This window comes from Agrobacterium sp. K11 (assembly GCF_059429395.1).
The window spans coordinates 1-25192 of the sequence record NZ_JCAHRB010000009.1; the positions used below are offsets into that span (position 1 = coordinate 1).

Annotated in this window: 24 protein-coding genes and 1 riboswitch; of the genes, 15 read left to right on the plus strand and 9 right to left on the minus strand. The window is 58.8% G+C overall.

What is annotated here, in order from left to right; translation table 11 throughout:
• The first annotated feature begins 130 nt into the window (after positions 1 to 130).
• The 5 genes from AC5SEO_RS16670 (at position 131) to AC5SEO_RS16690 (ending at position 7879) form a co-directional block, all read left to right on the plus strand.
• Positions 131 to 1081, plus strand: coding sequence for a phosphoribosylaminoimidazolesuccinocarboxamide synthase (locus AC5SEO_RS16670; protein ID WP_174060499.1), 951 nt, complete (start codon positions 131 to 133; stop codon positions 1079 to 1081).
• A gap of 2 nt (positions 1082 to 1083) precedes the next feature.
• Positions 1084 to 1743 (plus strand): TetR/AcrR family transcriptional regulator, encoded by a 660-nt coding sequence (locus AC5SEO_RS16675; RefSeq protein WP_019566104.1) that lies wholly within the window; start codon positions 1084 to 1086, stop codon positions 1741 to 1743.
• Positions 1744 to 1941: 198 nt separating this feature from the next.
• Positions 1942 to 3144: an efflux RND transporter periplasmic adaptor subunit gene (locus AC5SEO_RS16680; RefSeq protein ID WP_003516855.1), complete on the plus strand. Its 1203-nt coding sequence runs from the start codon at positions 1942 to 1944 to the stop codon at positions 3142 to 3144.
• A 53-nt stretch (positions 3145 to 3197) separates the two neighbouring features.
• A complete protein-coding gene (locus AC5SEO_RS16685; protein ID WP_174068639.1) occupies positions 3198 to 6287 on the plus strand; it encodes an efflux RND transporter permease subunit in 3090 nt (1029 codons plus the stop codon).
• A 149-nt stretch (positions 6288 to 6436) separates the two neighbouring features.
• Positions 6437 to 7879 (plus strand): efflux transporter outer membrane subunit, encoded by a 1443-nt coding sequence (locus AC5SEO_RS16690; RefSeq protein ID WP_174060501.1) that lies wholly within the window; start codon positions 6437 to 6439, stop codon positions 7877 to 7879.
• A gap of 111 nt (positions 7880 to 7990) precedes the next feature.
• Here AC5SEO_RS16690 and efp read toward each other — a convergent pair whose 3' ends face one another.
• Positions 7991 to 8560 (minus strand): elongation factor P, encoded by a 570-nt coding sequence (gene efp / locus AC5SEO_RS16695; protein ID WP_003516849.1) that lies wholly within the window; start codon positions 8558 to 8560, stop codon positions 7991 to 7993.
• Between the two features lie 250 nt (positions 8561 to 8810).
• On the opposite strand from efp, the gene epmA reads away from it, so the two are divergent.
• The 3 genes from epmA (at position 8811) to AC5SEO_RS16710 (ending at position 11503) form a co-directional block, all read left to right on the plus strand.
• Positions 8811 to 9875, plus strand: a complete 1065-nt coding sequence (gene epmA / locus AC5SEO_RS16700; RefSeq protein ID WP_174068640.1) for an EF-P lysine aminoacylase EpmA — start codon at positions 8811 to 8813, stop codon at positions 9873 to 9875.
• Entirely contained in the window at positions 9872 to 10936 is a 1065-nt protein-coding gene (locus tag AC5SEO_RS16705) for a lysine-2,3-aminomutase-like protein (protein ID WP_174068641.1), read from the plus strand. Before epmA ends, AC5SEO_RS16705 begins: the two co-directional genes overlap by 4 nt.
• Positions 10937 to 11314: 378 nt before the next feature.
• Positions 11315 to 11503 (plus strand): hypothetical protein, encoded by a 189-nt coding sequence (locus AC5SEO_RS16710; RefSeq protein WP_003516843.1) that lies wholly within the window; start codon positions 11315 to 11317, stop codon positions 11501 to 11503.
• Positions 11504 to 11812: 309 nt separating this feature from the next.
• On the opposite strand, the gene AC5SEO_RS16715 is transcribed toward AC5SEO_RS16710, so the two are convergent.
• Entirely contained in the window at positions 11813 to 12049 is a 237-nt protein-coding gene (locus AC5SEO_RS16715) for an Lrp/AsnC ligand binding domain-containing protein (RefSeq protein ID WP_003516842.1), read from the minus strand.
• A gap of 116 nt (positions 12050 to 12165) precedes the next feature.
• The gene (locus AC5SEO_RS16720) at positions 12166 to 13077 is read right to left on the minus strand and encodes a LysR family transcriptional regulator (RefSeq protein ID WP_112290030.1); all 912 of its coding nucleotides are present in this window, start codon (positions 13075 to 13077) and stop codon (positions 12166 to 12168) included.
• A gap of 130 nt (positions 13078 to 13207) precedes the next feature.
• Here AC5SEO_RS16720 and AC5SEO_RS16725 point away from each other — a divergent pair, with 130 nt between their 5' ends.
• The 4 genes from AC5SEO_RS16725 to modC all read left to right on the plus strand — a co-directional run bounded on the left by AC5SEO_RS16725 (position 13208) and on the right by modC (position 17250).
• A complete protein-coding gene (locus AC5SEO_RS16725) occupies positions 13208 to 14491 on the plus strand; it encodes an NAD(P)/FAD-dependent oxidoreductase (RefSeq protein WP_174068642.1) in 1284 nt (427 codons plus the stop codon).
• Positions 14492 to 14621: 130 nt separating this feature from the next.
• Entirely contained in the window at positions 14622 to 15413 is a 792-nt protein-coding gene (gene modA, locus AC5SEO_RS16730; protein ID WP_174068643.1) for a molybdate ABC transporter substrate-binding protein, read from the plus strand.
• 56 nt (positions 15414 to 15469) lie between these two features.
• Positions 15470 to 16177: a molybdate ABC transporter permease subunit gene (modB, locus tag AC5SEO_RS16735; protein WP_003516834.1), complete on the plus strand. Its 708-nt coding sequence runs from the start codon at positions 15470 to 15472 to the stop codon at positions 16175 to 16177.
• Positions 16174 to 17250: a molybdenum ABC transporter ATP-binding protein gene (modC, locus tag AC5SEO_RS16740; RefSeq protein ID WP_019566094.1), complete on the plus strand. Its 1077-nt coding sequence runs from the start codon at positions 16174 to 16176 to the stop codon at positions 17248 to 17250. The genes modB and modC overlap by 4 nt, the downstream gene beginning before the upstream one ends.
• On the opposite strand, the gene AC5SEO_RS16745 is transcribed toward modC, so the two are convergent.
• The 6 genes from AC5SEO_RS16745 to thiC form a co-directional block, all read right to left on the minus strand.
• Positions 17219 to 17617, minus strand: a complete 399-nt coding sequence (locus tag AC5SEO_RS16745; RefSeq protein ID WP_174068644.1) for a winged helix-turn-helix domain-containing protein — start codon at positions 17615 to 17617, stop codon at positions 17219 to 17221. The genes modC and AC5SEO_RS16745 overlap by 32 nt on opposite strands.
• Positions 17618 to 17620: 3 nt before the next feature.
• Positions 17621 to 18625: a P1 family peptidase gene (locus AC5SEO_RS16750; RefSeq protein WP_495363901.1), complete on the minus strand. Its 1005-nt coding sequence runs from the start codon at positions 18623 to 18625 to the stop codon at positions 17621 to 17623.
• A gap of 61 nt (positions 18626 to 18686) precedes the next feature.
• On the minus strand, positions 18687 to 19460 hold the full coding sequence (locus AC5SEO_RS16755) for a thiazole synthase (RefSeq protein WP_003516825.1): 774 nt from the start codon (positions 19458 to 19460) through the stop codon (positions 18687 to 18689).
• Positions 19461 to 19464: 4 nt separating this feature from the next.
• Complete coding sequence (gene thiS, locus AC5SEO_RS16760; RefSeq protein WP_003516823.1) at positions 19465 to 19662, minus strand: sulfur carrier protein ThiS; 198 nt, start codon at positions 19660 to 19662, stop codon at positions 19465 to 19467.
• On the minus strand, positions 19631 to 20635 hold the full coding sequence (gene thiO / locus AC5SEO_RS16765) for a glycine oxidase ThiO (protein ID WP_019566093.1): 1005 nt from the start codon (positions 20633 to 20635) through the stop codon (positions 19631 to 19633). The genes thiS and thiO overlap by 32 nt, the downstream gene beginning before the upstream one ends.
• Position 20636: 1 nt before the next feature.
• Positions 20637 to 22460 carry a phosphomethylpyrimidine synthase ThiC gene (thiC, locus tag AC5SEO_RS16770; protein ID WP_003516819.1) on the minus strand — a complete coding sequence of 608 codons (1824 nt, stop codon included), beginning with the start codon at positions 22458 to 22460 and terminating at the stop codon, positions 20637 to 20639.
• 94 nt (positions 22461 to 22554) lie between these two features.
• A riboswitch (TPP riboswitch) is annotated at positions 22555 to 22666 on the minus strand.
• A 180-nt stretch (positions 22667 to 22846) separates the two neighbouring features.
• Here thiC and AC5SEO_RS16775 point away from each other — a divergent pair.
• Genes AC5SEO_RS16775 through AC5SEO_RS16785 form a run of 3 tightly spaced genes read left to right on the plus strand, consistent with a single transcriptional unit; the run spans position 22847 to position 25192 of the window.
• Positions 22847 to 23098, plus strand: coding sequence for an acyl carrier protein (locus AC5SEO_RS16775; RefSeq protein WP_003492279.1), 252 nt, complete (start codon positions 22847 to 22849; stop codon positions 23096 to 23098).
• Complete coding sequence (locus AC5SEO_RS16780) at positions 23098 to 24279, plus strand: acyl-CoA dehydrogenase family protein (protein ID WP_019566091.1); 1182 nt, start codon at positions 23098 to 23100, stop codon at positions 24277 to 24279. The genes AC5SEO_RS16775 and AC5SEO_RS16780 overlap by 1 nt, the downstream gene beginning before the upstream one ends.
• A 4-nt stretch (positions 24280 to 24283) precedes the next feature.
• Positions 24284 to 25192, plus strand: a complete 909-nt coding sequence (locus AC5SEO_RS16785) for an amino acid--[acyl-carrier-protein] ligase (protein ID WP_013636844.1) — start codon at positions 24284 to 24286, stop codon at positions 25190 to 25192.

Sequence of the window (25192 nt, forward strand, 5' to 3'; positions counted from 1 at the left end):
GGAGGGCAAGAGGAGCCTCCTGTATGTGCCGACTGGTTCTGTTTCGGGAAACATGCAATAGGAACGGATAAGAGTTTCAGCCAGACTGGGGCGTCCGACGCCCCTTATAGCCTTAAGAATTGGAGAGCCCGTGCGCATTCTCGATGAAGCCGTCATTCCCGAGCTGCCGAATTACTACCGTGGCAAGGTGCGTGAAAATTACGATCTGCCCGACGGCAACCGCATTATCATATCAACCGATCGCCTCAGCGCATTCGACCGCATCCTCACCTGTGTTCCTTATAAGGGGCAGGTATTGACCCAGACGGCACGCTACTGGTTCGAGCAGACGAAGGATATCTGCCCCAACCACGTGGTCAGCTATCCCGATCCGAATGTCGTCATCGGCAAGAGGCTTGAAATATTGCCGGTCGAAGTGGTGGTTCGCGGTTATCTGGCCGGCACCACCGGCACATCTATCCTGACCCTTTATAAGAAGGGCCAGAGACAGATGTACGGCATGAGCCTGCCGGACGGGATGAAGGACAACCAGATCTTGCCCGAGCCGGTGATCACGCCGACGAGCAAGGCCTTCGATGGTGGTCACGACGAGCCGTTGACGCCGGCCGAGATCGTGGAGAAGAAACTTCTGACGCAGGAGCAATGGGACACGCTTTCCCATTACGCGCTCGCACTGTTCAAGCGCGGACAGGAGATTGCCGCAAAGCAGGGCCTCATCCTCGTCGATACGAAATACGAATTCGGCACCGATGAAAACGGCACGATCATTCTGGCCGACGAAATCCACACGCCTGACAGCAGCCGCTACTGGATGGCTGAAACCTATGAAGAGAGCTTCCGCAACGGCGCACGGCCGGCAAGCTTCGACAAGGATTTCGTGAGAGCCTGGGTTGCCGAACGCTGCGATCCCTATAAGGACGACGTTCCGGAAATTCCGCAGGAACTCGTATTGCAGACGTCAAGAGTATATATTGATGCATACGAACGCATCACCGGACAAAGCTTCGTTCCCGACGATAGCGGTGAGACGCCGCTGGCAAGAGTACGCCGGAACCTGGAGCAATTTTTCCCCGGAGTCTGACCTTGAGCAAAACGATCGAACAGGCGAGAAAGGGTGACAGGAGGAACGACGTTCCTGTCAAGCGCCGGCCTCGCCGTTCCGCCGAAGAGACGCGGCGGGACATTCTTGCCAAAGCCGAAGAACTTTTTCGCGAGCGCGGGTTCAATGCAGTGGCGATTGCCGATATCGCCGCAGCACTCGGCATGTCGCCCGCGAACGTCTTCAAGAACTTCAATTCGAAGAATGCGCTCGTCGATGCCATCGGGTTTGAGCAGATCGGTGCATTCGAGCGGGAAATCCACCCGCTCGATAAAAGTCATGCACCAGTTTCAAGGCTGCGCCATCTCGCCCGCACCCTGATGGAACAACACCATCAGAACCTCAACGACAATCCCTATATATTTGAAATGATCCTGATGACGGCCAAGCAGGACATGAAGTGCGGTGACTATTACAAATCCGTCATAGCAAACCTGGTGGCCGACATTATTCGCGATGGCGTAGATAAGGGAATTTACGCCCCCGCCGACATCCCGCCTCTGGCGGAAACCGTTCTCCACGCACTCGCGAGCGTCATCCATCCCGTCCTCATCGCACGGGAAGATATCGGCAATTTAGCAACACGTTGCGATCAACTGGTTGATTTAATCGAGGCAGGATTGCGCAATCCGCTTGCTAAGTGACGATTCTCAACTTACGTCACCTTCTCGCAATTGCTTGCGAAGCGTGAAAGCCTGCGCTTCTATGCGAATGGCGGTCCGAGCAGATTGAACGAAGAAGGTCCCCATAGGGCCTTTACCCATCGTCCCTGCACCCGGACCAGCATCCGCCGAGCGACACTGCGCTTATAGTTGAATGCGACCGATACGCAGGGAAGAACAATGAGCCGACGTATTTTACCCCTATTTGCTTCTCTGTGCATGACCGCAGTTCTCGCGGGATGCAGCGATGGCGGCGAAAGCAGCCAGACCGCCGGCCAGGGCGCCGCGCGTCCCCCGTCTCCGGTCAGCATCATTGTGATGAAGACGAGCGAATATCCCCTGACCACCGTTCTTCCCGGCCGCGCAAGCGCGTTCCAGACGGCGGAAATCCGCCCGCGCGTCACTGGCATCATCCGCGACATTCCCTTCAAGGAAGGCAGCGAGGTCAAGCAGGGTGACATTCTCTACCAGATTGAAGACAACACCTATCTGGCAGAAGTGGCACAGGCCAAGGCAAGCGTGGCGAAAGCCGAAGCAAGCGTTCCGAGCGCCCAGGCGAATCTTGCCCGCTACGAGCGGCTGGTCAACAGCGGCGCAACGCAGATCGAATATGAAAACGCCAAGGTGACGCTGCTTCAGGCCGAAGCCGACGTGGCCCAGACCAAGGCTGCGCTGGAAACGGCTGAGATCAATCTCGATCTCACCAAGGTCCGCGCGCCTTTCGATGGCATCACCAGCGCTACCGCTTTCAGCATCGGGAACGTGGTGACGGCAAACCAGACGACGGCTTTGACGACGCTGCGCCGCATCGATCCGATCTACATCGATCTGATGGAATCCAGCATCAATCTTCTGCGTCTGAAAAAGGCGATCTCGTCGGGCCAGCTCGGCGGCGATACCAAGGAAACCGGCATTCACCTGACGCTGGAAGACGGCACCGAATACAAGCATGACGGCAAGATCGACATGTCGGACATGGCGGTGAGCGAAACCACGGGCACCTTCTCCATCCGTGCTCTCTTCGATAACCCGGACGATCTTCTGCTTCCCGGCACCTATGTTCGCGCAACGCTGACCATCGGTAAGGAAACGGGTTTCCGCATCCCGCAGCGCGCAGCGAGCCGGAACGCCAATGGCGAACTGACCGCAAAATTTGTCACCGCGGAAAACAAGGTGGAAACGCGCACCTTCCCGTCCAGCCAGCAGTCGGGCAATGCCTGGCTGGTGACGGAAAATGTCAAGGATGGCGACAAACTCATCGTTGACGGCTTCCAGTGGATTGCCGACGGCGCGACGGTCGCGCCCGTGGAAGTGACCATCGACGATCGCGGTATCGTCGTTCTGCCGCAGCAAGCTCCGCCTGCCGCCGCCCCCTCGAAATAAACATGAGCACGAAACCCTCGGTCGAAGCTCGTAAAAGGTAAGGCAGGACTGCCATGGCCCATTTCTTTATCAGGCGCCCCGTTTTTGCATGGGTTATCGCCATCGTCATCATGCTGGGCGGCGCTCTGGCAATTGTGACGCTCTCCATCTCGCAATATCCCGATATTGCCCCAACGACGGTCCGCGTCAGCGCAACCTATAACGGCGCTAGCGCGGAGACGGTCGAAAAATCGGTGACGACCATCATTGAGGACGGCATGACCGGCCTCGACGACCTCACCTATATGACCTCGTCTTCCTCGACAGGCAGCGCCGAAGTGACGCTGACCTTCGGCAACAGCATCCTGCCTGACATCGCGCAGGTTCAGGTGCAGAACAAGCTGCAGCTCGTGCAGTCGCAATTGCCCGACACCGTGCAGCAGCGCGGTATTCAGGTCAGCCGCTCCACATCGAGCATTCTGATGGTGGGTGCGCTGATATCGACGGACGGCAAGCGCAATTCGGCCGATCTCGGCGACGTGTTCTCCTCGCGCGTTGAAGACCAGATCAAGCGCCTTGAAGGCGTGGGCAGCATCAACGTCTTCGGTTCCGAATATGCGATGCGCATCTGGCTCGACCCGTTCAAGCTCAACAAATACCAGCTGACCACGGCTGACGTCACCGGCGCCATCGAAAGCCAGAACACCCAGGTTTCGGTCGGCTCCCTCGGTGCCGTTCCCGCCGTCCAGGGCCAGCAGCTCAATGTGACGGTGACGGCGCAGAGCCAGCTCACCACCGTCGCCGATTTCGAATCGGTCATATTGAAGGTTGAGAAGGACGGCGCAACCGTTCGCCTGAGCGACGTGGCCCGCATCGAAATCGGCCAGGAAACCTATGGCGGTGATTCCCGCTCGAACGGCCGTCCTTCCGCCGGTTTCGCGGTCAACCTCGCCACGGGCGCCAACGCGCTCGATACTGCAGCACGTGTCAAGTCCGCACTTACCGCCGTTGAGGGCTCGCTGCCTGCAGGCGTCTCGATCGAATATCCCTACGACACGACACCCTTCGTGAAGCTGTCGATCGAGAAAGTGGTGCATACGCTGATCGAGGCGATCATCCTCGTCTTCGTCGTGCTGCTGGTCTTCCTGCAAAACCTGCGCGCCACCTTCATTCCGATGATCGCCGTGCCCGTCGTGCTCCTCGGCACGTTCGGCATCCTCGCAGTCACCGGATATTCCATCAACACGCTGACCATGTTTGCCATGGTTCTAGCGATCGGCCTTCTCGTGGATGACGCCATCGTCGTTGTTGAAAACGTCGAGCGCATCATGTCGGAAGAGGGCCTGTCGCCGGTCGAGGCGACGGAAAAATCGATGGGCGAGATAACCGGCGCCATCATCGGCATCGCGCTCGTCCTGACCGCCGTGTTTATTCCCATGGCCTTCTTTGGCGGATCGACTGGTATCATCTATCGCCAGTTCTCGATCACGATCGTTTCGGCCATGCTGCTTTCGGCGGTGGTCGCCATCGTTCTGACGCCGGCGCTGTGCGCAACAATGCTGAAGCCCATCGACCATACCAAAAAGCAGCGTGGACCGGGTGCCTGGTTCAACCGCGGCTTCGGCAAGACGACGGACGGCTATGTTTCGTCGATCGGCTATCTGCTGAAACGGCCACTGCGCGTGACGATTCTTTTCCTGATCATCGTCGGCGGCTGCGCCTGGTTCTTCACCAAACTGCCAAGCTCCTTCCTCCCACAGGAAGATCAGGGCGTGCTGCTGACGATCATCCAGACACCGACCGGTTCGAACATCGAACGCACCAACGAGGTGGTAAAACAGGTCGAGAGCTACTTCCGTGAAAAAGAAGCAGCCAATGTCGAATCGGTTTTCGGCGTGCTTGGATTCAGCTTCAGCGGTTCGGGTCAGAACAACGCGATCGTCTTCACCAAGCTCAAGGACTTTTCCGAGCGAACCGCACCCGATCAACACGCCGCCGCCATTGTGCAGCGGGCAATGGGTACGTTCTTCGGCTTCCGCGATGCACAGGTATTCCCGCTTTTGCCGCCGGCAATTCAGGGCATGGGCACGTCGAGCGGTTTCTCCATGTATCTCGTGGATAGCGGCCGCAACGGCACCGACGCTCTGACCGCAACCTCCAAGGACCTGATTGCGCTTGCAACAAGCAATCCAAAGATCAGCTCTCTGCGAAGCGACAGCCAGGACAACGAAACGCAGATGAAGATCATTCTCGATCAGGAAAAGATGGGGGCCATGGGCGTCGATCTTTCGTCCGTGAACCTGATGCTGTCGACGATCTTTGCCGGCCGGGATGTCAACGACTTCACCCTGAACGGTGAGCTCAAGCCGGTCTATGTTCAGGGCGATGCACCCTATCGCATGCAGCCGGACGACCTGAAGTTCTGGTATGCCCGCAACACCAGCGGCGAAATGGTACCTTTCTCCTCCTTCAGCGAGGTGAAGTGGATCAACGCGCCGCCGTCACTGGCACGCTACAACGGTACGGGCGCGATCTCGCTTGAAGGCACCGCCGGCGCGGGCATTGCTTCCGGCGAAGCCATGGACGAGATGGAACGTCTGACGGCAAGCATGCCAGGCGGCTACACCGTGGCATGGCAGGGCATCTCCTATCAGGAACGCCTTTCCGGCTCGCAGGCGCCCATGCTGTACGCGCTGTCGGTTCTCATCGTGTTCCTTTGCCTGGCTGCCCTTTATGAAAGCTGGTCGATCCCGTTCTCGGTCATTCTGGCTGTCCCGGTGGGTGTCCTCGGCGCTTTGACTGCGGCCCATTTCTTCGGCCAGACGAACGACGTCTACTTCAAGGTGGGCCTGCTGACGACCATCGGCCTTGCCGCGAAAAACGCGATCCTGATCGTTGAATTCGCCAAGGAGAGGCAGGAGCACGGGTTAAGTCTGGTGGAGGCGGCACTCGAGGCGGCGAAGCTGCGCCTGCGCCCGATCATCATGACGTCGCTCGCCTTCATCCTCGGCGTCGTGCCTCTCGCGATCGCAACCGGAGCGGGTTCCGCTGCGCAAAATGCAATCGGTATCGGGGTGCTGGGTGGTATGCTTTCTGCAACACTGCTCGGAATTTTCTTCGTTCCGTCCTTTTTCGTCATCATTCGTCGCCTTTCAAGGCGTTAACAAAACAAAAATGGGCTGTGCCAACCGTTAATACGCTGCTAGAAATATGGCCGATTTGGCAAACGCACGTTTCTAGGGCATATCGACCGCGCAGCCCATTTGTCAGCAAGCCGCGCTTGGTAAGCCAACCAGAGAATTGGGAAAATTATATGCTGTCTATTCGCGCTACTATTCCCCTGACAATGCTACTGCTTTCGGGCTGCGTTGTCGGACCCGACCACAAGACGCCGGAAATTCAATTGCCGGGAAAGTTCGCGGAAGCCGGAAAAACCAGTAATGGCGACATCAGCAGCGTTGCATGGTGGACGGCCTTTAACGACAACCGCCTGAACGGTTACGTCTCCACTGGCCTTGCGCAGAACCTCACCGTGATGCAGGCAATCGAGCGCATCAATCAGGCGCAGGCCCAGGTGATCGTGGACGGCGCCGGCGGCCTGCCGAGCCTGACTGGCAGTGGCAGCCACACGACCAGCGAGACCAAGGGCAGCTACCGTGACGTTCCCGTCACCAACGTATCAAACGGCAGCCTTAGCATTTCCTGGTTCCTCGACCTTTTCGGTCGCTATCGCCGGGCAACGGAAAGCGCCGATGCTTCGCTTGACGCCGCGTACTCCACCGTCGACGTTCAGCGCCTGACGCTGATTTCCTCAGTCGCCGCGGCCTATATCGACGTGCGCTATTATCAGGAGCGCCTGGCGATTGCCCGCCAGAACCTGAGTTCACGCCGCGAAACGCTCGATCTGACGAAGCTGCAGCTCGAAGCGGGTGCGGCCTCGCGTCTCGATGTCGTCCAGTCCGAAGGTCTGGTCAATTCAACGCTGTCGCAGATACCCGGTCTCGAAACCAGCTTCCGCAAGTCAGCCCACCGCATCGCGACCCTGCTCGGCATGCCGGCCTCGTCGCTCATCACCGAGCTGCAGAAGGGCGCACGCCAGCCTGTTGCGCGCGCTGTTCCCCGCACCGGCATCCCGGCCGACCTGATCCGCAACCGTCCGGACATCCGCGTCGCTGAACGCAATCTCGCCGCTGCGGTCGCCACGATCGGTGTAACCGAGGCACAGCTTTATCCAAGCATCGAGCTTGGTGGCGCGATCACCCCGAGCTACAATTTCCTGAGTGGCGGCGGCAGGGGAACGGCCAATAGCTGGTCCTTCGGTCCGAGCCTCACTCTCCCGATCCTCGATGGTGGCAGACTGCGCGCCAATGTCGACATCGCGAACTCGCAAGCACGCGAGCAATATCTCGTCTGGAAGGCAACCGTTCTCAACGCGGTTGAAGAAGTCGAAAACGCCTTGGCCGCCATCAATCGCGACCAGCGTACCGTCGACGCGCTGAGAAAGACTGTCTCATCCTACCAGGAAGCGCTGCAGCTCTCGACAGCCAGCTATCGTGACGGTGCGTCGTCTCTGCTCGACGTTCTGGATGCCCAGCGGTCGGTCTCCGATGCGCAGGCAAACCTTGCAACGGCGATCCAGACGACCGCGCAGGATTATGTCTCGCTCAACGTGGCTCTCGGTGGCGGTTATGCCGTTGGCCAGCCTGTCCCGAAGAAGTCCGCCGGCCCAACCGTGGCCGCTGCAAAGGGCATGTAAGAAACGCCTCAAGGCAAATGAAAAGCCCGCGTCGAGACGCGGGCTTTTTTGTATTCCAGACACAAAAAAGCACCGGTCGCCCGGTGCTTTTTGTTTAACCTGCCGTCAGGCTCAGTTCTTGGCGCGCTCGACGTAGGAATTGTCTTCCGTCGCGATGACCACGCGGATACCGGCGTCGATGTGCGGCGGCACCATGGTGCGGATGCCGTTGGAAAGAATTGCCGGCTTGTAGGAAGAAGAAGCCGTCTGGCCCTTCACAACCGGTTCCGTTTCGACGATTTCAAGCGTGACGTGGCGCGGCAGTTCGACAGCCAGCGGATTGCCTTCGTGAATGGAAAGAACGCAGGTCATGCCTTCCTGCAGATAGGCCTTCTGGTCGCCCATCGTCTCAACATCGACAACGACCTGATCGTAGTTTGCCGGGTTCATGAAGTGGAAGCCTTCGCCGTCTTCATAAAGGAACTGGAAGTTCAGGTCTTCGACGAAAGCACGCTCAACCTGTTCGGTCGTGCGCCAGCGCTCGGAGACCTTCACGCCGTCAACGATGCGGCGCATGTCAACCTGCGTGACCGGCGTGCCCTTGCCCGGGTGAAAGTTCTGCGCGGTGAGAACAACGTAGAGCTTGCCGTCCACGTCGAGAACATTGCCCTTGCGGACGGATGAGGCGATAACCTTGACCATATGACTTCCTTGTAACTCGATGAAATGCGTCGTAAAGGACTGCGCGATAGCACCGGCCCGGCAGACGTTTTGTCTTTTTTCTGGGGCGCAACTACCTTAAATCCGCGCGAATTGCCAGCCTTCTACAGCAATTCGCGGAAGAGTGCCTAGCGGTTTTCCGCCCGGAATTGCTTTAAATGATGCGATCAGGCGTTTTGCGGGCCGTTTATCCGTAACAAGGCCAGCAGGTAAGACGGAAAAGAAAAAAGAGATGGGCTCAAGCAACGAGACAATGTCGCCCTGGTGGACGCCCGACGTCCATGCCGACCGCCGCGCCTTTCTGCTTGGACGCAACGCGATCCAGTCGGAATTTCGCAGCTATTTCGCGCGCGCGGACTTTCTAGAGGTCGACACCGCCACATTGCAGATTTCTCCCGGCAACGAGGCACATCTGCATGCCTTCGCCACCCAGGGACTGACGCCAGCCGGCGACGCCGCTCCGCTCTATCTCCACACCTCGCCCGAATTCGCCTGCAAGAAATTGCTCGCGGCCGGTGAAGAACGCATTTTCTGTTTCGCCCATGTTTATCGAAACCGGGAAAGAGGCCCCCTGCACCACCCAGAATTCACGATGCTGGAATGGTATAGGGTCGGAGAAACCTACGAGATCCTGATGAAGGACAGCGCCAATCTTCTGGCGCTGGCGGCAGAAACCGCCAAAACAAACAATTTCACCTATCGTGGCCGCAGCGTCGATCCGTTCCTCGAACCGGAACGTCTGAGCGTCGCGGAAGCCTTCGATCGCTATGCGGGAATTGATCTTCTGGCGACGATTGACCGAAACGGCGAGACGGATAGCCAGCACCTCGCCGCAAGCCTCACCAATGCCGGAATTCGTGTGGCTAGGGACGACACCTGGGCGGATATGTTCAGCCGCGTTATCGTGGAGCGGGTGGAACCAGAACTGGGCTTCGGCCGCGCCACCATTCTCGATGAATATCCCACAAGCGAGGCTGCGCTTGCCCGCAAATCGCCTGGGGATGCGCGGGTGGCGGAACGGTTCGAGCTTTATGCGTGTGGCGTGGAACTTGCCAATGCCTTTGGCGAATTGACACACGCTGCTGAGCAGAGACGGCGTTTCGAAATGGAGATGGTTGAGAAGCAGCGGGTTTACGGCGAGACCTATCCTTTGGACGAGGATTTTCTGGCGGCGCTGGCGATCATGCCGCCGGCAAGCGGCATAGCACTCGGTTTCGACCGACTGGTGATGCTGGCAACCGGCGCGCCCCGAATCGATCTGGTCATGTGGGCACCCGTCGCGGAATACGGACGATGACAAGGCTTGAAACCATCAAGACACCCGAAGCACTTGTTGAGGCGGGGTTGATCAAGACCGAGGCGCTCGAGGACGTGCGCGCGGTGACGCAGCGTTACGCGTTAGCCATCACATCGACAATGGCCGATCTGATGGACAGCCGCGATCCGCAGGACCCCATCGCGCGGCAATTCGTGCCGGACCTAGCCGAACTCGTCCACCTTCCCGAAGAACGGGACGATCCGATCGGCGACGGTGCACATAGCCCCGTCCATGGCATCGTCCACCGTTACCCGGACCGGCTGCTCTTGAAGGCGGTGCATGTCTGCCCCGTCTATTGCCGTTTCTGTTTCCGCCGCGAAATGGTCGGGCCGCAGGGCAACGGCATGATGAGCCCGGAAGAGCTGGACGCCGCATTCGACTATATAAAAGCCAACCCGGCCATCTGGGAGGTCATCCTCACCGGCGGCGATCCGCTGGTACTCTCGGCGCGGCGATTGTCCGACCTGATGACGCGGCTGAAAGACGTACCGCACGTCAAGATCGTTCGCTTCCACACCCGTGTACCGGTCGTCGATCCCGAACGAATCGACGGGCCGCTGATCGAGGCATTGAAGGCCAGCGGCAAAACCACCTATGTGGCCCTGCACGCCAACCACGCACGCGAACTTGGGCAAGCAGCCAGAAGTGCTTGCGCGCGGCTGATCGATGCCGGCATCGCCATGGTCAGCCAGACCGTGCTTTTGAAGGGCATCAACGATGATTCGGCAATTCTCGCCGAACTGATGCGCGCCTTTGTCGAGAACCGTATCAAGCCTTACTACCTGCACCACCCCGACCTAGCGCCCGGCACCAGCCATTTCCGGCTGACGATAGAAGAAGGTCAGCGAATCGTTTCCGCCTTGCGCGGGCATGTCTCCGGTCTTTGCCAGCCGACCTACGTCCTCGACATTCCGGGCGGTCACGGCAAGGCCACGATCGGCCCGAATGCGGCCGAAAAAACCCGCGATGGCTGCTACTCCGTCTCGGACTTCAACGGAAACGATCATATTTACCCACCGCCTGCATCCGGCGACGATTAAAAAAAGCATAAAAAGCCCGCCGTGCCGGGCTTTTCAAAGCGGCGTCGAACGAAAACAAAAATTTCACATTTCCGCCCCCCTCCTGTCATCATAAAGAAAAATATTCTACCTATAACAATCAGCATTGATTTTAATGGTGGTCTGGATTATCAGTGTGGAACTGGAGAGCGAGTCTCCTGATTCCGGATCAACACCAATACAGGGAGTGTGTCATGTCAAAATATATTCGCATCAACGCAATCCTTGGTCTTGAGTCCTGGAATGCTGGATTTAAATCCACGTGTTCCCGCTGCTGTCGAATGTGACCTGACGGTCTCAATTTTCTGAAAATCAGTTCGACGACATGCTGTGTTAATGAGCCACAGCGGGAGTATACCTATGCAAAAGCAAGTTATTGAATTCGCTGGCGAACCCGTCGGCATCGTCATACCGGACAACGACCGGCTGAAGTTCATCGCGGTGAAGTTCCACGTCCACGACCTGGACGAACAGAAGTTCGACAGCGCCGACGATGTGCGGATTGCAATTCGCAATCTCGTGCGCAGCCGGAACCTGGCCGCGGCCTGATGCGGGAAACCCATCACCCGCTCACGGACCTTTCAAAACCAAAGCGCGCCCAATATCGGATCCCGAATACCGGGTCGATGGCGCGCTTTTCTATTGCCTGACAATTCGTCCACTGGTCTGTCATAAACCACGACGGGGTGTATCAATACGCCCTGCACTAAGGTGAAATAGCTTTTTCAAATCCGGATTAGAGTGCAAAAGCCACGCGCTCTTAGAACTCCCACCGCTCCTCGTTTCTGCGCTTGTCGCAGGAATCCAGCCAGCCCAGATCCTGGGGCTGAAAAGACTCTCTCGCCGCCCAGACGCGCGTCAGAACGCGGTAAAGGTCAGCGTCGTCAACGAGCGGACGATGCCTGGAATATTGACGATGTTCTGGTTGATGAACTTGCCGATATCCTCTTCCTGCGGAAGATAGATCTTCAGCATCAGATCATATTCGCCGCTGGTGGAATAAAGCTCGGAAACCAGCTCCGTTTTGTAGATGGCATCGGCGACATCATAGGTCTTGCCGGGCTCGCATTGAAGCTGGACAAAAATGGGCTTCACGGACATCTCCCGTATTGGAACTTGTGGTGCGTGGCTCTTCGCCATGCGTCATGGCGCACTATTGGCTTAGCCGCGCCGGTCTTGCAAGACCGCCTGCCGGTTTAGGCAGAAAAGTCTCATCCGCTGCTACCAACTCCGATCGCGGCCTGAGAAACGATCCAGCTTCGAAAACTTTCAAGCGGAGCGTAACCGGCGCGATCCGGCATGCAGGCGAGATAATAGGCCTCTTCGCTCTCCACCTCGCCGGTAACCGCCGCGACAAGCCGGCCGCTTCGCAACTCCTCCCCGATCATGAAGGACGGAATGAGCGATGCCCCGACCCCGGCACTCGCCGCCTCGGCAATCGTCGTGAACTGATCAAAAAGCATGCCATGCACATTGTCGAAAACCACATCATGGCTGCGAAACCATTGTTCCCAGGCATCCGGCCGGGTCGTCATGTGCAGCAGCGGCACATGCAGCAGATCGCCCGGCTGTGAAAGCCCGTAGCGCTCCCTGAAAGCGGGACTGCACACTGGAATGACTGTTTCATGCATCAGAAAAACGAGTTCGGTACCCGGCCAATGCGGCAAACCGAAATGTATCGCCGCATCGACTGTATCGGTACGGAAATCAAACAGCGACGAACGCGTAAGAAGATTGACCGAAACGCCCGGATGTCGGGCGATGAAATCGGGAAGACGCGGCACCAGCCAGCGCGTACCAAAGCTTGGCAGAACACCGAGATTGAGCGTGCCGCCATCCGGATTGGCGCGCAGATTGAGCGACGCGGTCGATATTCGCCGCAGGGCCTCCCGGATTTCCCGCGCATAACCCTCCCCCGCCCGGGTGAGCCGGATTGTCTGCCGCTCGCGCAGAAACAGCGCCACGCCAAGTTGCTCCTCAAGCGCGAGGATCTGCCGGCTGACCGCACCTTGAGTAAGCCCGAGTTCTCTCGCAGCCGCGGTCACGCTGCCGGTGCGCGAGGCGGCTTCAAAGGCCGCAAGAAGTGAAAGCGACGGTAAGAAGCGCCGAGGCGGCAGGACCATATTCCCTCACGGAATGAACTCTTGACGATATGTCGATATTCAACAGGTGAGGCCGCTTGTAAAGTCTCATAAACAAGGGCTTGTCACTCATACGGAAAACAAATGAACTCGCCCGGAAGATGGTGGAACGATGTATAATGACCCCCGCTCGCACGGCCTCTGGGAAAAGACCGCGCCGCAGCCGCCCGCAACGCCTGCACTGCAAGGCGAGGCGGTTGCCGATGTGGTGATTGTCGGCGGTGGCTTCACCGGACAATCCGCGGCCCTTCATCTTGCTGAAAAGGGCATGGATGTCGTTCTTCTCGAAGCCAGGGAAATAGGCTTCGGCGGCGCCGGCCGCAATGTCGGTCTCATCAACGGCGGCATGTGGGTCATGCCGAGGGAGTTGCCCGGCGTGCTGGGCGAAACCTACGGTGAACGGCTTCTCAGCCTTCTGGGTGACGCGCCGTTGCTGGTGCGCGAATTGGTGGAAAAACACGCGATTCCCTGCGAGATCGAAAAGAATGGCACATTGCATTGCGCCGTCGGTGAAAAAGGGCTCGCCGAAATTCGCGAGCGCTGCGAACAATGGGCAGCCAGAGGCGCTCCCGTCCGCCTTCTCGATGCCGATGAAACGGCAAGACACACCGGCAGCACCGCCTATTCCGGCGCACTTTTCGATACGCGCGCGGGCACGCTTCAGCCGCTTGCCTATGTTCGTGGTCTGGCTGCCACCGCGCAAAAGGCAGGAGCACGGCTGCACACCGCAAGCCCCGTCGTAGCGACCGAACGCAGCGGCGGAAAATGGGTGGTAAAAACACCGCAGGGATCGGTGACCGCCAACTGGATCGTGGTCGCCACCGAAGCATACAGCACCGGGCCGTGGCAGATCGTCCGCGACGAACAGACCTACCTGCCCTACTTCAACTTCGCGACCAGACCGCTTAGCGACAATCTGCAAAAGAGTATCCTGCCGAACCGAGAAGGTTGCTGGGATACAAAGGAAATCCTCTCCTCGTTCCGCATGGACAAAGCGGGTCGGCTGGTCTTCGGCAGCGTCGGCGCCTTGCGCAGCACGGGTGCCGCCATTCACCGGGCCTGGGCCAAACGATCGCTGAAGCGGCTTTTCCCGCAACTGGGAGAGACGGAATTCGAATGCGAATGGTACGGCCAGATCGGCATGACGGACAATGCCGTGCCGCGTTTCCATAAATTCGCGGAAAATGTCGTCGGTTTTTCCGGTTATAATGGCCGCGGCATCGCACCCGGTACTGCCTTCGGCAAGGTGATTGCGCAACATATTCTGGGTGATATCGCCGAAAACGACCTGCCTCTTCCCTTGACCGAACCAAAAGCGCAGGCCTTCCGGGCAGTGAAGGAAGCCTATTACGAGGCGGGCGCACAGATTGCCCATTTCGCCGGTGAACGCTTCTGATCAACAGGCCGAAAGCCGCCGGTCGTGGCGGCTTTTTTAAACGGCATCGATATATTCTTGAAAATATAATGATTGCCCTATAGGCCTATCGATATATTCATCAGGATATCTCGAGCCGGGGGAACACACCATGAGACTCTTACGCCGCACCTTCTTCAAAACCATCGCCGCAGCAACATCCTTCTGGGTGGCGGCATCCTTTGCGGTGGTTCCCGCCCATGCCGCCGAAAAAGTCACGGTGTTTGCTGCCGCGAGCATGAAAAACGCACTTGATGCGATCAATGCCGAATGGGCGAAGGAAAGCGGCAATGAAGCGACCGTGTCCTACGCCGCAAGCTCCTCACTCGCCAAACAGATCGAGCAGGGTGCACCGGCGGATATCTTCATTTCCGCCGACCTCGCCTGGATGGATTATGTTGCCGAAAAGAAGCTGGTCAACGTCGAAAGCCGCTCCAGTCTTCTTGGCAACCGCATCGTTCTCGTCGCCCCGGCCGACAAGGCCAAGCCGGTCGATATCAAAAAGGACTTCGATCTCGCCGGACTGGTGGGCGATGGCCGACTGGCCATGGGCGCGGTCGATTCCGTTCCGGCGGGTAAATACGGCAAGGCTGCGCTGGAAAAGCTCGGCGTCTGGTCATCCGTGGAAAAGAAAGTCGCCGGCGCGGAAAGCGTGCGCGCAGCGCTGCTGCTCGTGTCGCGCGGCGAAGCGCCCTATGGCATCGTCTACCAGACCGATGCGGCCGCTGATCCGGGCGTGAAGATCGTCGGCACCTTCCCGGAAGACAGCCATCCGCCGATCATCTACCCCGTCGCCATTCTCTCGGAAGCAAAATCTCCGGCGGCAAAATCCTATCTCGATTTCCTGAAGTCCGCCAAGGCTACGCTCTTCTTCGAAAAGCAAGGCTTTACCGTTTTGAAATAAAATGCGTTTCGCGGTCCCATCCCGTATGGGACCGCGAGAGATGACGATTGTAGGATATGGCTTTGCATTGGTGGACACTCAGCCCTGAAGAATGGACGGCGATCAGGCTCAGCCTGTGGGTGTCCTCCATCGCCATGTTCGCCAGCCTGCCCTTCGGCATTGCGGTTGCCGTCGCGCTGGCGCGCGGGCGCTTCTGGGGCAAGTCGCTGCTCAACGGCATCGTCCACCTGCCGCTCATTCTGCCGCCCGTCGTCACCGGCTTTCTGCTGCTCGTCCTCTTCGGCCGCAGAGGCGCCATCGGCCAGTTTCTTGACAGCTGGTTCGGCATCGTCTTTTCCTTTCGCTGGACGGGGGCGGCGCTCGCATGCGCCGTCATGGCGTTTCCGCTGATGGTGCGCTCCATCCGCCTCTCCATCGAAGCGGTGGACAGCAAGCTGGAAGAGGCGGCCGGAACCCTGGGTGCAAGCCCCCTATGGGTGTTCCTCACCGTCACGCTTCCCCTGATCCTGCCCGGCATCATCGCGGGCATGATCCTCGCTTTCGCCAAGGCCATGGGCGAATTCGGCGCGACCATCACCTTCGTTTCCAATATTCCCGGCGAAACCCAGACGCTGTCCGCTGCCATCTACACTTTCACGCAGGTTCCGGGCGGCGATGCAGGCGCATTGCGGCTGACCATCGTTTCCGTCGTGATTTCCATGTTGGCCTTGCTCGTCTCGGAGTTTCTGGCCCGCATCATCGGCAAACGGGTGAGCATGGAATGACGCTTTCTGTCTCCACCCGCCACCGCCTCGGCTACTTCGAACTCAACGCGTCATTCACCTCTGATGGCGGCGTTACAGCGCTTTTCGGACGCTCTGGCTCCGGTAAGACGTCGATGATCCGCATCATCGCAGGTCTGCTGCGGCCAGATAGTGGTCAGGTATCGCTCGATGGCGAAGTGCTGGCCGATAGCGGAAAGCGCCTGTTCCTGCCGGCGCACAGGCGCCATTTTGGTTATGTTTTTCAGGAAGCGCGGCTGTTTCCTCATCTCAGCGTTGCCCAGAACCTGAACTACGGCAAATGGTTCGCTACGGAAAAATCTGAGCGGGCGAATGAAAACCGCATTATCGATATGCTTGGCATCGGCCATCTTCTCCAGCGTCGTCCGAACAAGCTTTCCGGCGGTGAAAAACAGCGGGTCGCCATCGGCCGCGCACTCCTGTCATCGCCCAGACTACTGTTGATGGACGAACCTCTCGCCTCACTGGACGAGGAACGAAAGGCCGAGATCATCCCTTATCTGGAACGGCTGCGCGACGAGACGAAAATCCCGATCGTCTATGTCAGCCACTCCATCCAGGAAGTCGCCCGCCTTGCCGACCGCATAGTTGTTATGAAGGACGGCAAGGTGGAGGTACAGGGAAAAGCGGCCGACGTGCTGTCACGGTCGGATTTTAGCGCACATCTTGAGCGACGAGAAGCGGGCAGCATCCTTTCGGGACACATCGAAAGCTTCGATGAAAGGCACGGGCTTGCTGCCGTAAGGCTCTGCTCGTCGCTCCTGCAGGTTCCAGCAAAAAGAGGAACACCCCGCACCCCGGCACGCGTGCTGATACCGGCGCGTGACGTCATGCTTGCCACGGCAAAACCCGAAGGCCTGAGCGCACTTAACATCCTCGAAGGCCATATTGCCGGCATCTCGACCAGCGAAGATGGCATGGTAACCGTTCAGGTGGATTGCGGCGGCGATATTATCCAGTCGCGTATCACCGATCTGTCGCGCGAACGTCTCCAGCTGGAACCCGGGAAACCGGTACATGCGATCATAAAGTCGGCGGCTCTCGATCCGTATTAGTGATGGCGGCATCAGGATTGCGGTTGGCCTCAAGCCAGTCGATATCCTTGCGCAGGGCCTCATCCATCCGCTTTTCCATGCTGCGATAACGTTCAAGCAATTCGGCACCGAATGCGGTCAGCGCAGCCCCACCACCCTGCTTGCCGCCCCGCTGGGACTCGATCACCGGCTGCCTGAACATATGGTTCAGCGCATCCGCAAGCAGCCATGCACGGCGATAGGACATGTCCATCGCTCGCCCGGCGGCCGAGATCGAACCGGTCTCGACAATCAGCGCCATCAACTCGATCTTACCATGGCCGAGACGATCTCCGGGCGGAAAATCGATGCGGAGAACGGGCTTCAGTGGCTGATGTATATTGCTCATCGGCTAGAAACCCCGGCCATGAAGATCGCGATAGGCTTTCTGCGCACCGAGCTGCGGCAGAGCCGTCGCCTCGTAAACACCGCGCGCCACTGCGCGCGCCATAACGATGGTAGCGAGATGGCAGAGTTCCGCGAAATGAGCGCCGCCCTCAAGCGGCTTCTCACCGGTCGCAGCCGAAAACATGGTGTCGCCGTCGCTCGGCAGATGGGCGGGCAGCACGGCGCGCGCCAGCCCGTCATGCGCCGTGATGGAAAGGCGGTGCGCCTGCGCTTTGGTAAGGACGGCATCGGTGACCACGGCGCCGATGGTCGTCGCGGTGAGGTTGACGCCCTTGAGACGAAGCGCGGTATGATCCGGTTCGAAACGATCAGGAAAACCGCAGTCGCCGAACTCGCCCTGCTCTTCAAAAGGCGCAGACCAGAAATGGCGGCTGCTGCCAACGGTTGCCGAGCCAAGCGCATTGACGGCGACGATGGCCGCCACCTTGTAACCGCCGGAACTGATAGCGCTTGCCGAACCAAGTCCGCCCTTGAAGGTGGCGGTGGTCGCCCCCGTTCCCGCGCCGACTGTTCCAAGCCCGAAGGGCTCCGCACGCGCCGCCCTGAAAGCCGCATAGCCCATCTCGCGATAGGGCGAATGCAGCCCCCACTCCTTGTTGCCACCATTCAGCAGATCCATGAGGATCGCCTGCGGCACAATGGGAACACGGGTGGAACCGACTTGCAGGCCACGCCCGATCTCGCGCAGACCGGCCTGAACACCACCCGCCGCATCCAGCCCGAAAGCCGAACCGCCTGAAAGTACGAAGGCATCCACGGTTTCCACCGTCATCGCCGGGTCGAGCAGGCCGGTATCACGACCACCGGGCGCCCCGCCAAGAACCGAACCGGAGGCGATTACGGGTTTTTCGAAAACGATTGCGGTGACGCCGGAGCCGAGTGCAAGATCGGTGACATTGCCGACCAAAATCCCATTGATATCCGTCAGAAGATTATTTCGTGCCGCCATGCCGTTCCCCTTTTCTCCCGGTATCCCGCCGCCACGGGGCACTGTCAACGCAAAAGGTGAATCAGGAAAATACCGCCGTGCCAATCACCGGTGTCGAGGGAATGGCCATATCTCTCGGCTCCAGCGGCCCCGCCACAAAAGCCTGATGCCCGGCCTCAATGGCGCGGGCGAAAGCTTCCGCCATGCCGACCGGGTCACCCGCCCCCGCGACCGCCGTGTTGAGCAGAACGGCATCGTAACCAAGCTCCATCACCGTCACCGCATGTGACGGCCGGCCGATACCGGCATCGACGATCAGCGGCACATCCGGAAAACGCGCCCGCATGGATTTCAGCGCCATCAGATTAAGCGGCCCCATGGCGCTGCCGATCGGCGCGCACCAGGGCATCAGCACCTTGCAACCCGCATCCAGGAGCTTTTCCGCCACGACAAGATCATCAGTCGTATACGGAAAGACTTCGAAACCATCGTCGCAGAGAATTTTCGCCGCTTCGACGAGCGCAAACACATCGGGCTGCAAGGTGTCGTGATGGCCGATGACCTCCAACTTGATCCAGTTGGTGTGAAAAACCTCACGCGCCATCTTCGCCGTCAGCACCGCTTCCTTCACGGTATGGCAGCCAGCCGTATTGGGCAGAATGTAACGATCCAGCTCGCGGATCAGCTCGAAAAACTGGCCACCCTTCTTGCCGCCTGCCGTTTCCCGACGCAGCGAAATCGTCAGAATATCCGTGTTGCTGGCCCGCACTGCATCGGCAAGTACGGCGGGAGACGGATAACGCGCCGTGCCGAGCAGGAGGCGCGACGAGACCTCACGGCCATAAAGCGTCAGCATGGCCTCAACCTCCCTGCATCGGCGAAAGGATTTCGACACGGTCGAACGCCTTCAATCGATAATCGGCGCGCTCTTCCGAATGCACCAGATCGCCATTGACCGCCGTCGCCAGCCACTCGCCTTCATAATCGAGGCTGGTGAGTAACCCGGCCAGCGTCTCGGTGGCGAGATCAAGCTCGTCGCCATTCACCAGAAGTTTCATGATCCTGTTCCTTTCCAGAGATATCTTGGCAGACGATTTCAGCCGCCTGCCGCGCCATCGCCGGCGACAGCAGGAAGCCATGCCGGTGGGCGCCGTTGATGAAGACGGTCCGGCCGTCCTGCGTAACTTTCGGCAGATTGTCGGGATAGGCGGGGCGCACGCCCGTTCCGGTCTCGATGATTTCCGCTTCGCCGAAGGCCGGATGTACGGCATAGGCGGCGTTCAGAAACTCCATCATCGAGCGCGCTGAAATGGCTCCGGCATCCTCTGTCTCGATCATCGTCGCCCCCACCATGAAGCGACCCGGCTCACGCGGCACAATGTAAAGCGGAATGCGCGGATGTAAGAGCCGGACGGCGCGCGACAGGGAAACCTCTGACGTGGCGAGATAGAGCATTTCTCCCCGCACGCCGCGAAGATTGGCAATCTCGCCCACCGCCGCAGCGCCCGTGCAATCCACCACCCGATCGAACGGCTGCTCATCCACCGGAATACCCATATGAAACCGCACGCCCAAGCCGCAAAGCCGCGTATGCAGCGATTTGAGCGCAAGGCGCGGATCGAGATGCCCCTCGCCCGGGAAATAAAGCCCGGAGCGGAACCGCCCGGCAAGGTCAGGCTCCAGAGCGGCGATTTCACCCTCATCCACCCATCGGTACCCTGCGGTTCTGGATGCGAAACGCGAAAGCTCGGCTTTGTCGCGGGCGGGCGCGACGACCAGCGTGCCGTGTCTGATGACAAGGCCGGGGGTCGCCTCATCCCACCAGTCGAGAGCCGCCTGGCCGAGCATTAGTACCGCCTCGTCCGCACTTTCACGCTCGCACCAGGGCGCCAGCATTCCGCCCGCGTAAAAGGATGCGCCGCGCGAGGCTTCAGCATTGCGCTCCGAAACCTCCACGGTTGCACCGCGCCGCGCCAGTTCGAAGGCCGCCGTCAGACCGGCGACCCCCGTTCCCTTGACAAGGACACGCATGCTACTGGCCGTCTGCCGGGGTCGCGAGCGGCATGTAAAGCTCGCCACCTTCCTTGAAGCGCGCGGCCATGGCCTCCAGCCCTTCCTTCTGCGCCTCGGCGCGGATGTCGTGGGAAATCCGCATCGAGCAGAATTTCGGCCCGCACATCGAGCAGAAATGTGCGACCTTGTGCGCCTCCTTCGGCAGGGTCTCGTCATGGAAGGAGCGCGCCGTGTCCGGATCCAGCGACAGGTTGAACTGGTCTTCCCAACGGAACTCGAACCTTGCACGCGACAGCGCATCGTCCCGCACCTGTGCTGCCGGATGACCCTTGGCGAGATCGGCAGCGTGAGCCGCGATCTTGTAGGTGATGACACCGACCTTCACGTCGTTACGATCAGGCAGACCCAGATGTTCCTTCGGCGTGACATAGCAGAGCATCGCCGTGCCAAACCAGCCGATCATCGCTGCCCCGATGCCGGAAGTGATGTGGTCGTAACCGGGGGCGATATCGGTCGTTAGCGGCCCAAGCGTATAAAAGGGCGCCTCACCGCATGTCTTCAACTGCTTGTCCATGTTCTCCTTGATCTTGTGCATCGGCACATGGCCGGGGCCCTCAATCATGACCTGGCAATCCTTCGCCCATGCGATCTGTGTCAACTCACCGAGCGTCTCCAGCTCGGCAAATTGCGCGGCGTCGTTGGCGTCGGCAATCGAACCGGGCCGCAACCCGTCACCCAGCGAGAAGGAAACATCATAGGCACGGCAGATGTCGCAGATCTCGTCGAAATGCTCATAGAGGAAGCTTTCCTTGTGATGATGCAGACACCACTTGGCCATAATCGACCCGCCGCGTGAGACGATACCGGTGACACGGTTGACGGTAAGCGGAATGTAATGCAGCCGAACACCGGCATGGATGGTGAAATAATCCACGCCTTGCTCCGCCTGTTCGATCAACGTGTCGCGGAACACTTCCCAATTCAGGTCCTCGGCAATGCCGTTGACCTTCTCCAGCGCCTGATAAAGCGGCACTGTGCCGATCGGTACCGGCGAATTGCGGATGATCCATTCGCGGATATTGTGGATGTTGCGCCCGGTCGAAAGGTCCATGACGGTATCGGCACCCCAGCGGATCGCCCAGACCATCTTCTCCACCTCTTCGGCCATGGAGGAAGTGACGGCGGAATTGCCGATATTGGCGTTGATCTTGACCAGAAAATTACGGCCGATGATCATCGGCTCAAGCTCGGGGTGATTGATGTTGGCAGGGATGATGGCGCGACCCGATGCGACTTCCTGACGGACGAACTCCGGCGTCACATAATCGGGTATCTGCGCGCCAAAACTCTCGCCATCACGAGCCAGCTTCTCCTTCGCCGCTTCGCGCCCCAGATTTTCGCGGATGGCGATGAACTCCATTTCCGGCGTGATGATGCCTGCCCGCGCATAGGCAAGCTGCGTTACGGCTTTTCCTTCCGTGGCCCTCAGCGGCTGGTGGCGCACGGCGAATTCCGGCGTCAGGCGCTCGCCGGTGGCAAAGCCGTTATCCTCCGGTTTGACGTGCCGACCGTCGTAAGCCGCGACATCGCCGCGCGCTACAACCCAGTCGTGACGCAGGCGTGGCAGACCCTTTTCGATCAGAACGTTATGCAATGGATCGGTATAGGGGCCTGAGGAATCATAGACCGTGACCGGCGGTTCGCCCGCCGTCGGGTGGACGGCGATTTCGCGCATGGGCACGCGAATATGCGGATGCAAAATTCCGGTTTTGTGGATTTTCGTGGAGGCGGGATGCGGCCCGGTTGTGACGACAAGCGGGATATTCTTGGCAACGATATTCATCATGAGGCTCCAAAGTTTGACAGTGGAGACCCAGTTCGAGCCGGAATGATGGAAAATACCGACGCGTCGGCAGCGCAAGTTACACGCAATCCGACCTTCGGTCTTTGCACCGTCCCTACGCCAGTATGAACTGGATCAGGTTCAACGGGTCACTGCGCATAAAAGCAGAATCTCAGCCCCTTGACGGGACACCCCTGGTGAATGGACACAAGAGAAAACACCGCCCGACATTTGTCAAGGGTGCTGCTGATGGCTGGCAAAGGTGGACGAACAACAAAAGCGCCGTTAGTGGTAATTAACCTAACGGTTTAGGCGAATATTATCGTTTTCAAATTAACGATAAGCACAAACCATCCTGATGTTAAATTCATGGGAGATAAGTCGGAATGAATGCGACTATTCGTGAAATACTGGCAAAATTCGGCCAGCTTCCTACCCCCGTCGATACGATTGAAAACGAAGCAGATCTTTATGCGGCGGGTCTTTCTTCCTTTGCATCGGTGCAATTGATGCTGGGTATCGAGGAAGCTTTCGATATCGAATTCCCCGACAACCTCTTGAACCGCAAGTCCTTTGCCAGCATCAAGGCCATTGAAGACACCGTTAAGCTCATTCTGGATGGTAAAGAGGCAGCCTGATGAATGTGACCGTTGCGCCGCAGGATGAAACGCTGTCCGCGCGCGCAAGCCGCGTCGCAGCAATTGCCGCCAAACACGCGGACGAGGTGGACGTCACCGGTCGCTTCCCGGAGGAAGCCGTCCAGGCGCTGAGACAAGAGCGCCTTCTCGGCATTCAGGTCCCGTCCTCTCTTGGTGGCGAAGGCGCATCCATACAGCAAATCGCCGATATCTGCGCCCGGCTTGGCCAGGCCTGTTCGGCAACCGCGATGATTTTCGCCATGCACCACATCAAGGCATCGAGCCTTGTGGAACACGGCGAGACAAGCCCATGGCATGCGGGCTTCATGAGCCGCATTGCAAGCGAACAGCTTCTGCTCGCCTCGGCCACGACCGAAGGCGGAATCGGCGGCAATCTGCGCAATTCCATCTGCGCTATCGAGGTCGAAGGAGACATTTGCCGGCTGGAGAAGGACGCCACCGTCATTTCCTACGGCAGCAATGCGGATGCCATCCTCATCACCTCGCGCGCCCACAAGGATGCCGCCCCGGCCGATCAGGTGATGACCGTCTTCCTGAAAGATCAGTACAGGCTCGAGAAGACCCATGTCTGGGACACACTCGGCATGCGCGGCACCTGTTCGGACGGTTTCCTGTTCCGCGGCGAGGCACCGGCGGTGCAGATATTCCCAAAACCATTTGCGGAAATCGCTGCGCAATCCATGCTTGCAAGCTCGCATCTTCTGTGGAGCGCCGTTTGGTATGGCATCGCGTCGGATGCGGTGCTGCGCGCGCAATCCTTCGTCAGGACGGCTGCACGCAAGTCGCCCGGTGTCACACCGCCAGGCGCTATCCACATTGCCGAAATTTCCACGAAATTGCAGGTGGTCAAATCCAACGTCATTGCGGGCGTAAAGGCTTACGAAGACACCAAGAGCGACCCGGACAAGCTGATGTCCATGGCGTTCGCGGTTGCCATGAACAATGTGAAGATCTGTTCTTCGGAAACCATTCTAGAGATCATCGACCAAGCGATGCTGGTCTGCGGCATCATGGGTTACAAGAACGGTACGCCCTACAGCCTTGGCCGACACCTTCGCGACGCGCATTCCGCGCGCCTGATGATTTCCAACGACCGTATTCTCGGCAATTCCGCCAATCTCCTGCTGGTTCACAAGCAGGACACCAGCCTCTTGGGATAAGACCATGGATATGCAAACATCGTTTCTCGATCGACTGTTCGAAGAAGGCCTGCTGATTGAAACGGGTGTCGATGGTCTTTACGGACGCAGCGGCCAGTTCGAGGACGTCATTGCCGCATTCGAACGCCTGATCGACCGCACCGGCGGCCCGGACAGTGCAGAGGCGATCCGCTTCCCGCCCGGCATCAACCGCGCCTATTTCGAAAAGAGCGGTTACATGAAAAGCTTCCCGCAGCTTGCGGGCACGGTGCATTCCTTCTGCGGTTGCGAACTTGACCATGTCAGCCTTCTCAAATCCATGGATGAGGGCGGCGACTGGACAAAGGACCAGAAAGCAACCGATATCGTGCTGACGCCGGCCGCTTGCTACCCTCTTTATCCGACCATCGCCAAGCGCGGCGCATTGCCTTCCGGCGGCGGTCTCTACGACATCCAGTCCTATTGTTTCCGCCATGAACCCTCGAAGGACCCGGCACGTCAGCAGCTTTTCCGCATGCGGGAATATGTGCGCATGGGCACGGAGAGTGATGTGACCGAATTCCGCCAGACATGGATGGATCGCGGCGTGGCGATGATGGAAGCCGTGGGCCTTGAAGTGACCATCGACGTGGCCAACGATCCCTTCTTCGGCCGCGCCGGCAAAATGCTCGCCAACAACCAGCGCGACCAGAACCTGAAATTCGAACTGTTGATCCCCGTCACATCCGCCACCAACCCGACGGCCTGCATGAGCTTCAATTACCATCAGGACGCCTTTGGCCAGAAATGGGGATTGAACCTCGACAATGGTGATGTGGCTCACACCGCCTGCGTCGGTTTCGGCCTTGAGCGCATTGCGCTGGCACTTTTTGCGCATCACGGACTGGATGTAAAAACATGGCCCGAAAAGGCCTTGAAAACACTCTGGGGCTAA

What these genes read in the sequence shown, in the direction of transcription:
- AC5SEO_RS16680 (WP_003516855.1), top strand. Translation starts at nt 1,942, where the DNA reads ATGAGCCGACGTATTTTACCCCTATTTGCTTCTCTGTGCATGACCGCA.
- AC5SEO_RS16685 (WP_174068639.1), top strand. Translation starts at nt 3,198, where the DNA reads ATGGCCCATTTCTTTATCAGGCGCCCCGTTTTTGCATGGGTTATCGCC.
- AC5SEO_RS16690 (WP_174060501.1), top strand. Translation starts at nt 6,437, where the DNA reads ATGCTGTCTATTCGCGCTACTATTCCCCTGACAATGCTACTGCTTTCG.
- efp (WP_003516849.1), bottom strand. Translation starts at nt 8,560, where the DNA reads ATGGTCAAGGTTATCGCCTCATCCGTCCGCAAGGGCAATGTTCTCGAC.
- epmA (WP_174068640.1), top strand. Translation starts at nt 8,811, where the DNA reads ATGGGCTCAAGCAACGAGACAATGTCGCCCTGGTGGACGCCCGACGTC.
- AC5SEO_RS16705 (WP_174068641.1), top strand. Translation starts at nt 9,872, where the DNA reads ATGACAAGGCTTGAAACCATCAAGACACCCGAAGCACTTGTTGAGGCG.
- AC5SEO_RS16710 (WP_003516843.1), top strand. Translation starts at nt 11,315, where the DNA reads ATGCAAAAGCAAGTTATTGAATTCGCTGGCGAACCCGTCGGCATCGTC.
- AC5SEO_RS16720 (WP_112290030.1), bottom strand. Translation starts at nt 13,077, where the DNA reads ATGGTCCTGCCGCCTCGGCGCTTCTTACCGTCGCTTTCACTTCTTGCG.
- AC5SEO_RS16725 (WP_174068642.1), top strand. Translation starts at nt 13,208, where the DNA reads ATGTATAATGACCCCCGCTCGCACGGCCTCTGGGAAAAGACCGCGCCG.
- modA (WP_174068643.1), top strand. Translation starts at nt 14,622, where the DNA reads ATGAGACTCTTACGCCGCACCTTCTTCAAAACCATCGCCGCAGCAACA.
- modB (WP_003516834.1), top strand. Translation starts at nt 15,470, where the DNA reads ATGGCTTTGCATTGGTGGACACTCAGCCCTGAAGAATGGACGGCGATC.
- modC (WP_019566094.1), top strand. Translation starts at nt 16,174, where the DNA reads ATGACGCTTTCTGTCTCCACCCGCCACCGCCTCGGCTACTTCGAACTC.
- AC5SEO_RS16745 (WP_174068644.1), bottom strand. Translation starts at nt 17,617, where the DNA reads ATGAGCAATATACATCAGCCACTGAAGCCCGTTCTCCGCATCGATTTT.
- AC5SEO_RS16750 (WP_495363901.1), bottom strand. Translation starts at nt 18,625, where the DNA reads ATGGCGGCACGAAATAATCTTCTGACGGATATCAATGGGATTTTGGTC.
- AC5SEO_RS16755 (WP_003516825.1), bottom strand. Translation starts at nt 19,460, where the DNA reads ATGCTGACGCTTTATGGCCGTGAGGTCTCGTCGCGCCTCCTGCTCGGC.
- thiS (WP_003516823.1), bottom strand. Translation starts at nt 19,662, where the DNA reads ATGAAACTTCTGGTGAATGGCGACGAGCTTGATCTCGCCACCGAGACG.
- thiO (WP_019566093.1), bottom strand. Translation starts at nt 20,635, where the DNA reads ATGCGTGTCCTTGTCAAGGGAACGGGGGTCGCCGGTCTGACGGCGGCC.
- thiC (WP_003516819.1), bottom strand. Translation starts at nt 22,460, where the DNA reads ATGAATATCGTTGCCAAGAATATCCCGCTTGTCGTCACAACCGGGCCG.
- AC5SEO_RS16775 (WP_003492279.1), top strand. Translation starts at nt 22,847, where the DNA reads ATGAATGCGACTATTCGTGAAATACTGGCAAAATTCGGCCAGCTTCCT.
- AC5SEO_RS16780 (WP_019566091.1), top strand. Translation starts at nt 23,098, where the DNA reads ATGAATGTGACCGTTGCGCCGCAGGATGAAACGCTGTCCGCGCGCGCA.
- AC5SEO_RS16785 (WP_013636844.1), top strand. Translation starts at nt 24,284, where the DNA reads ATGGATATGCAAACATCGTTTCTCGATCGACTGTTCGAAGAAGGCCTG.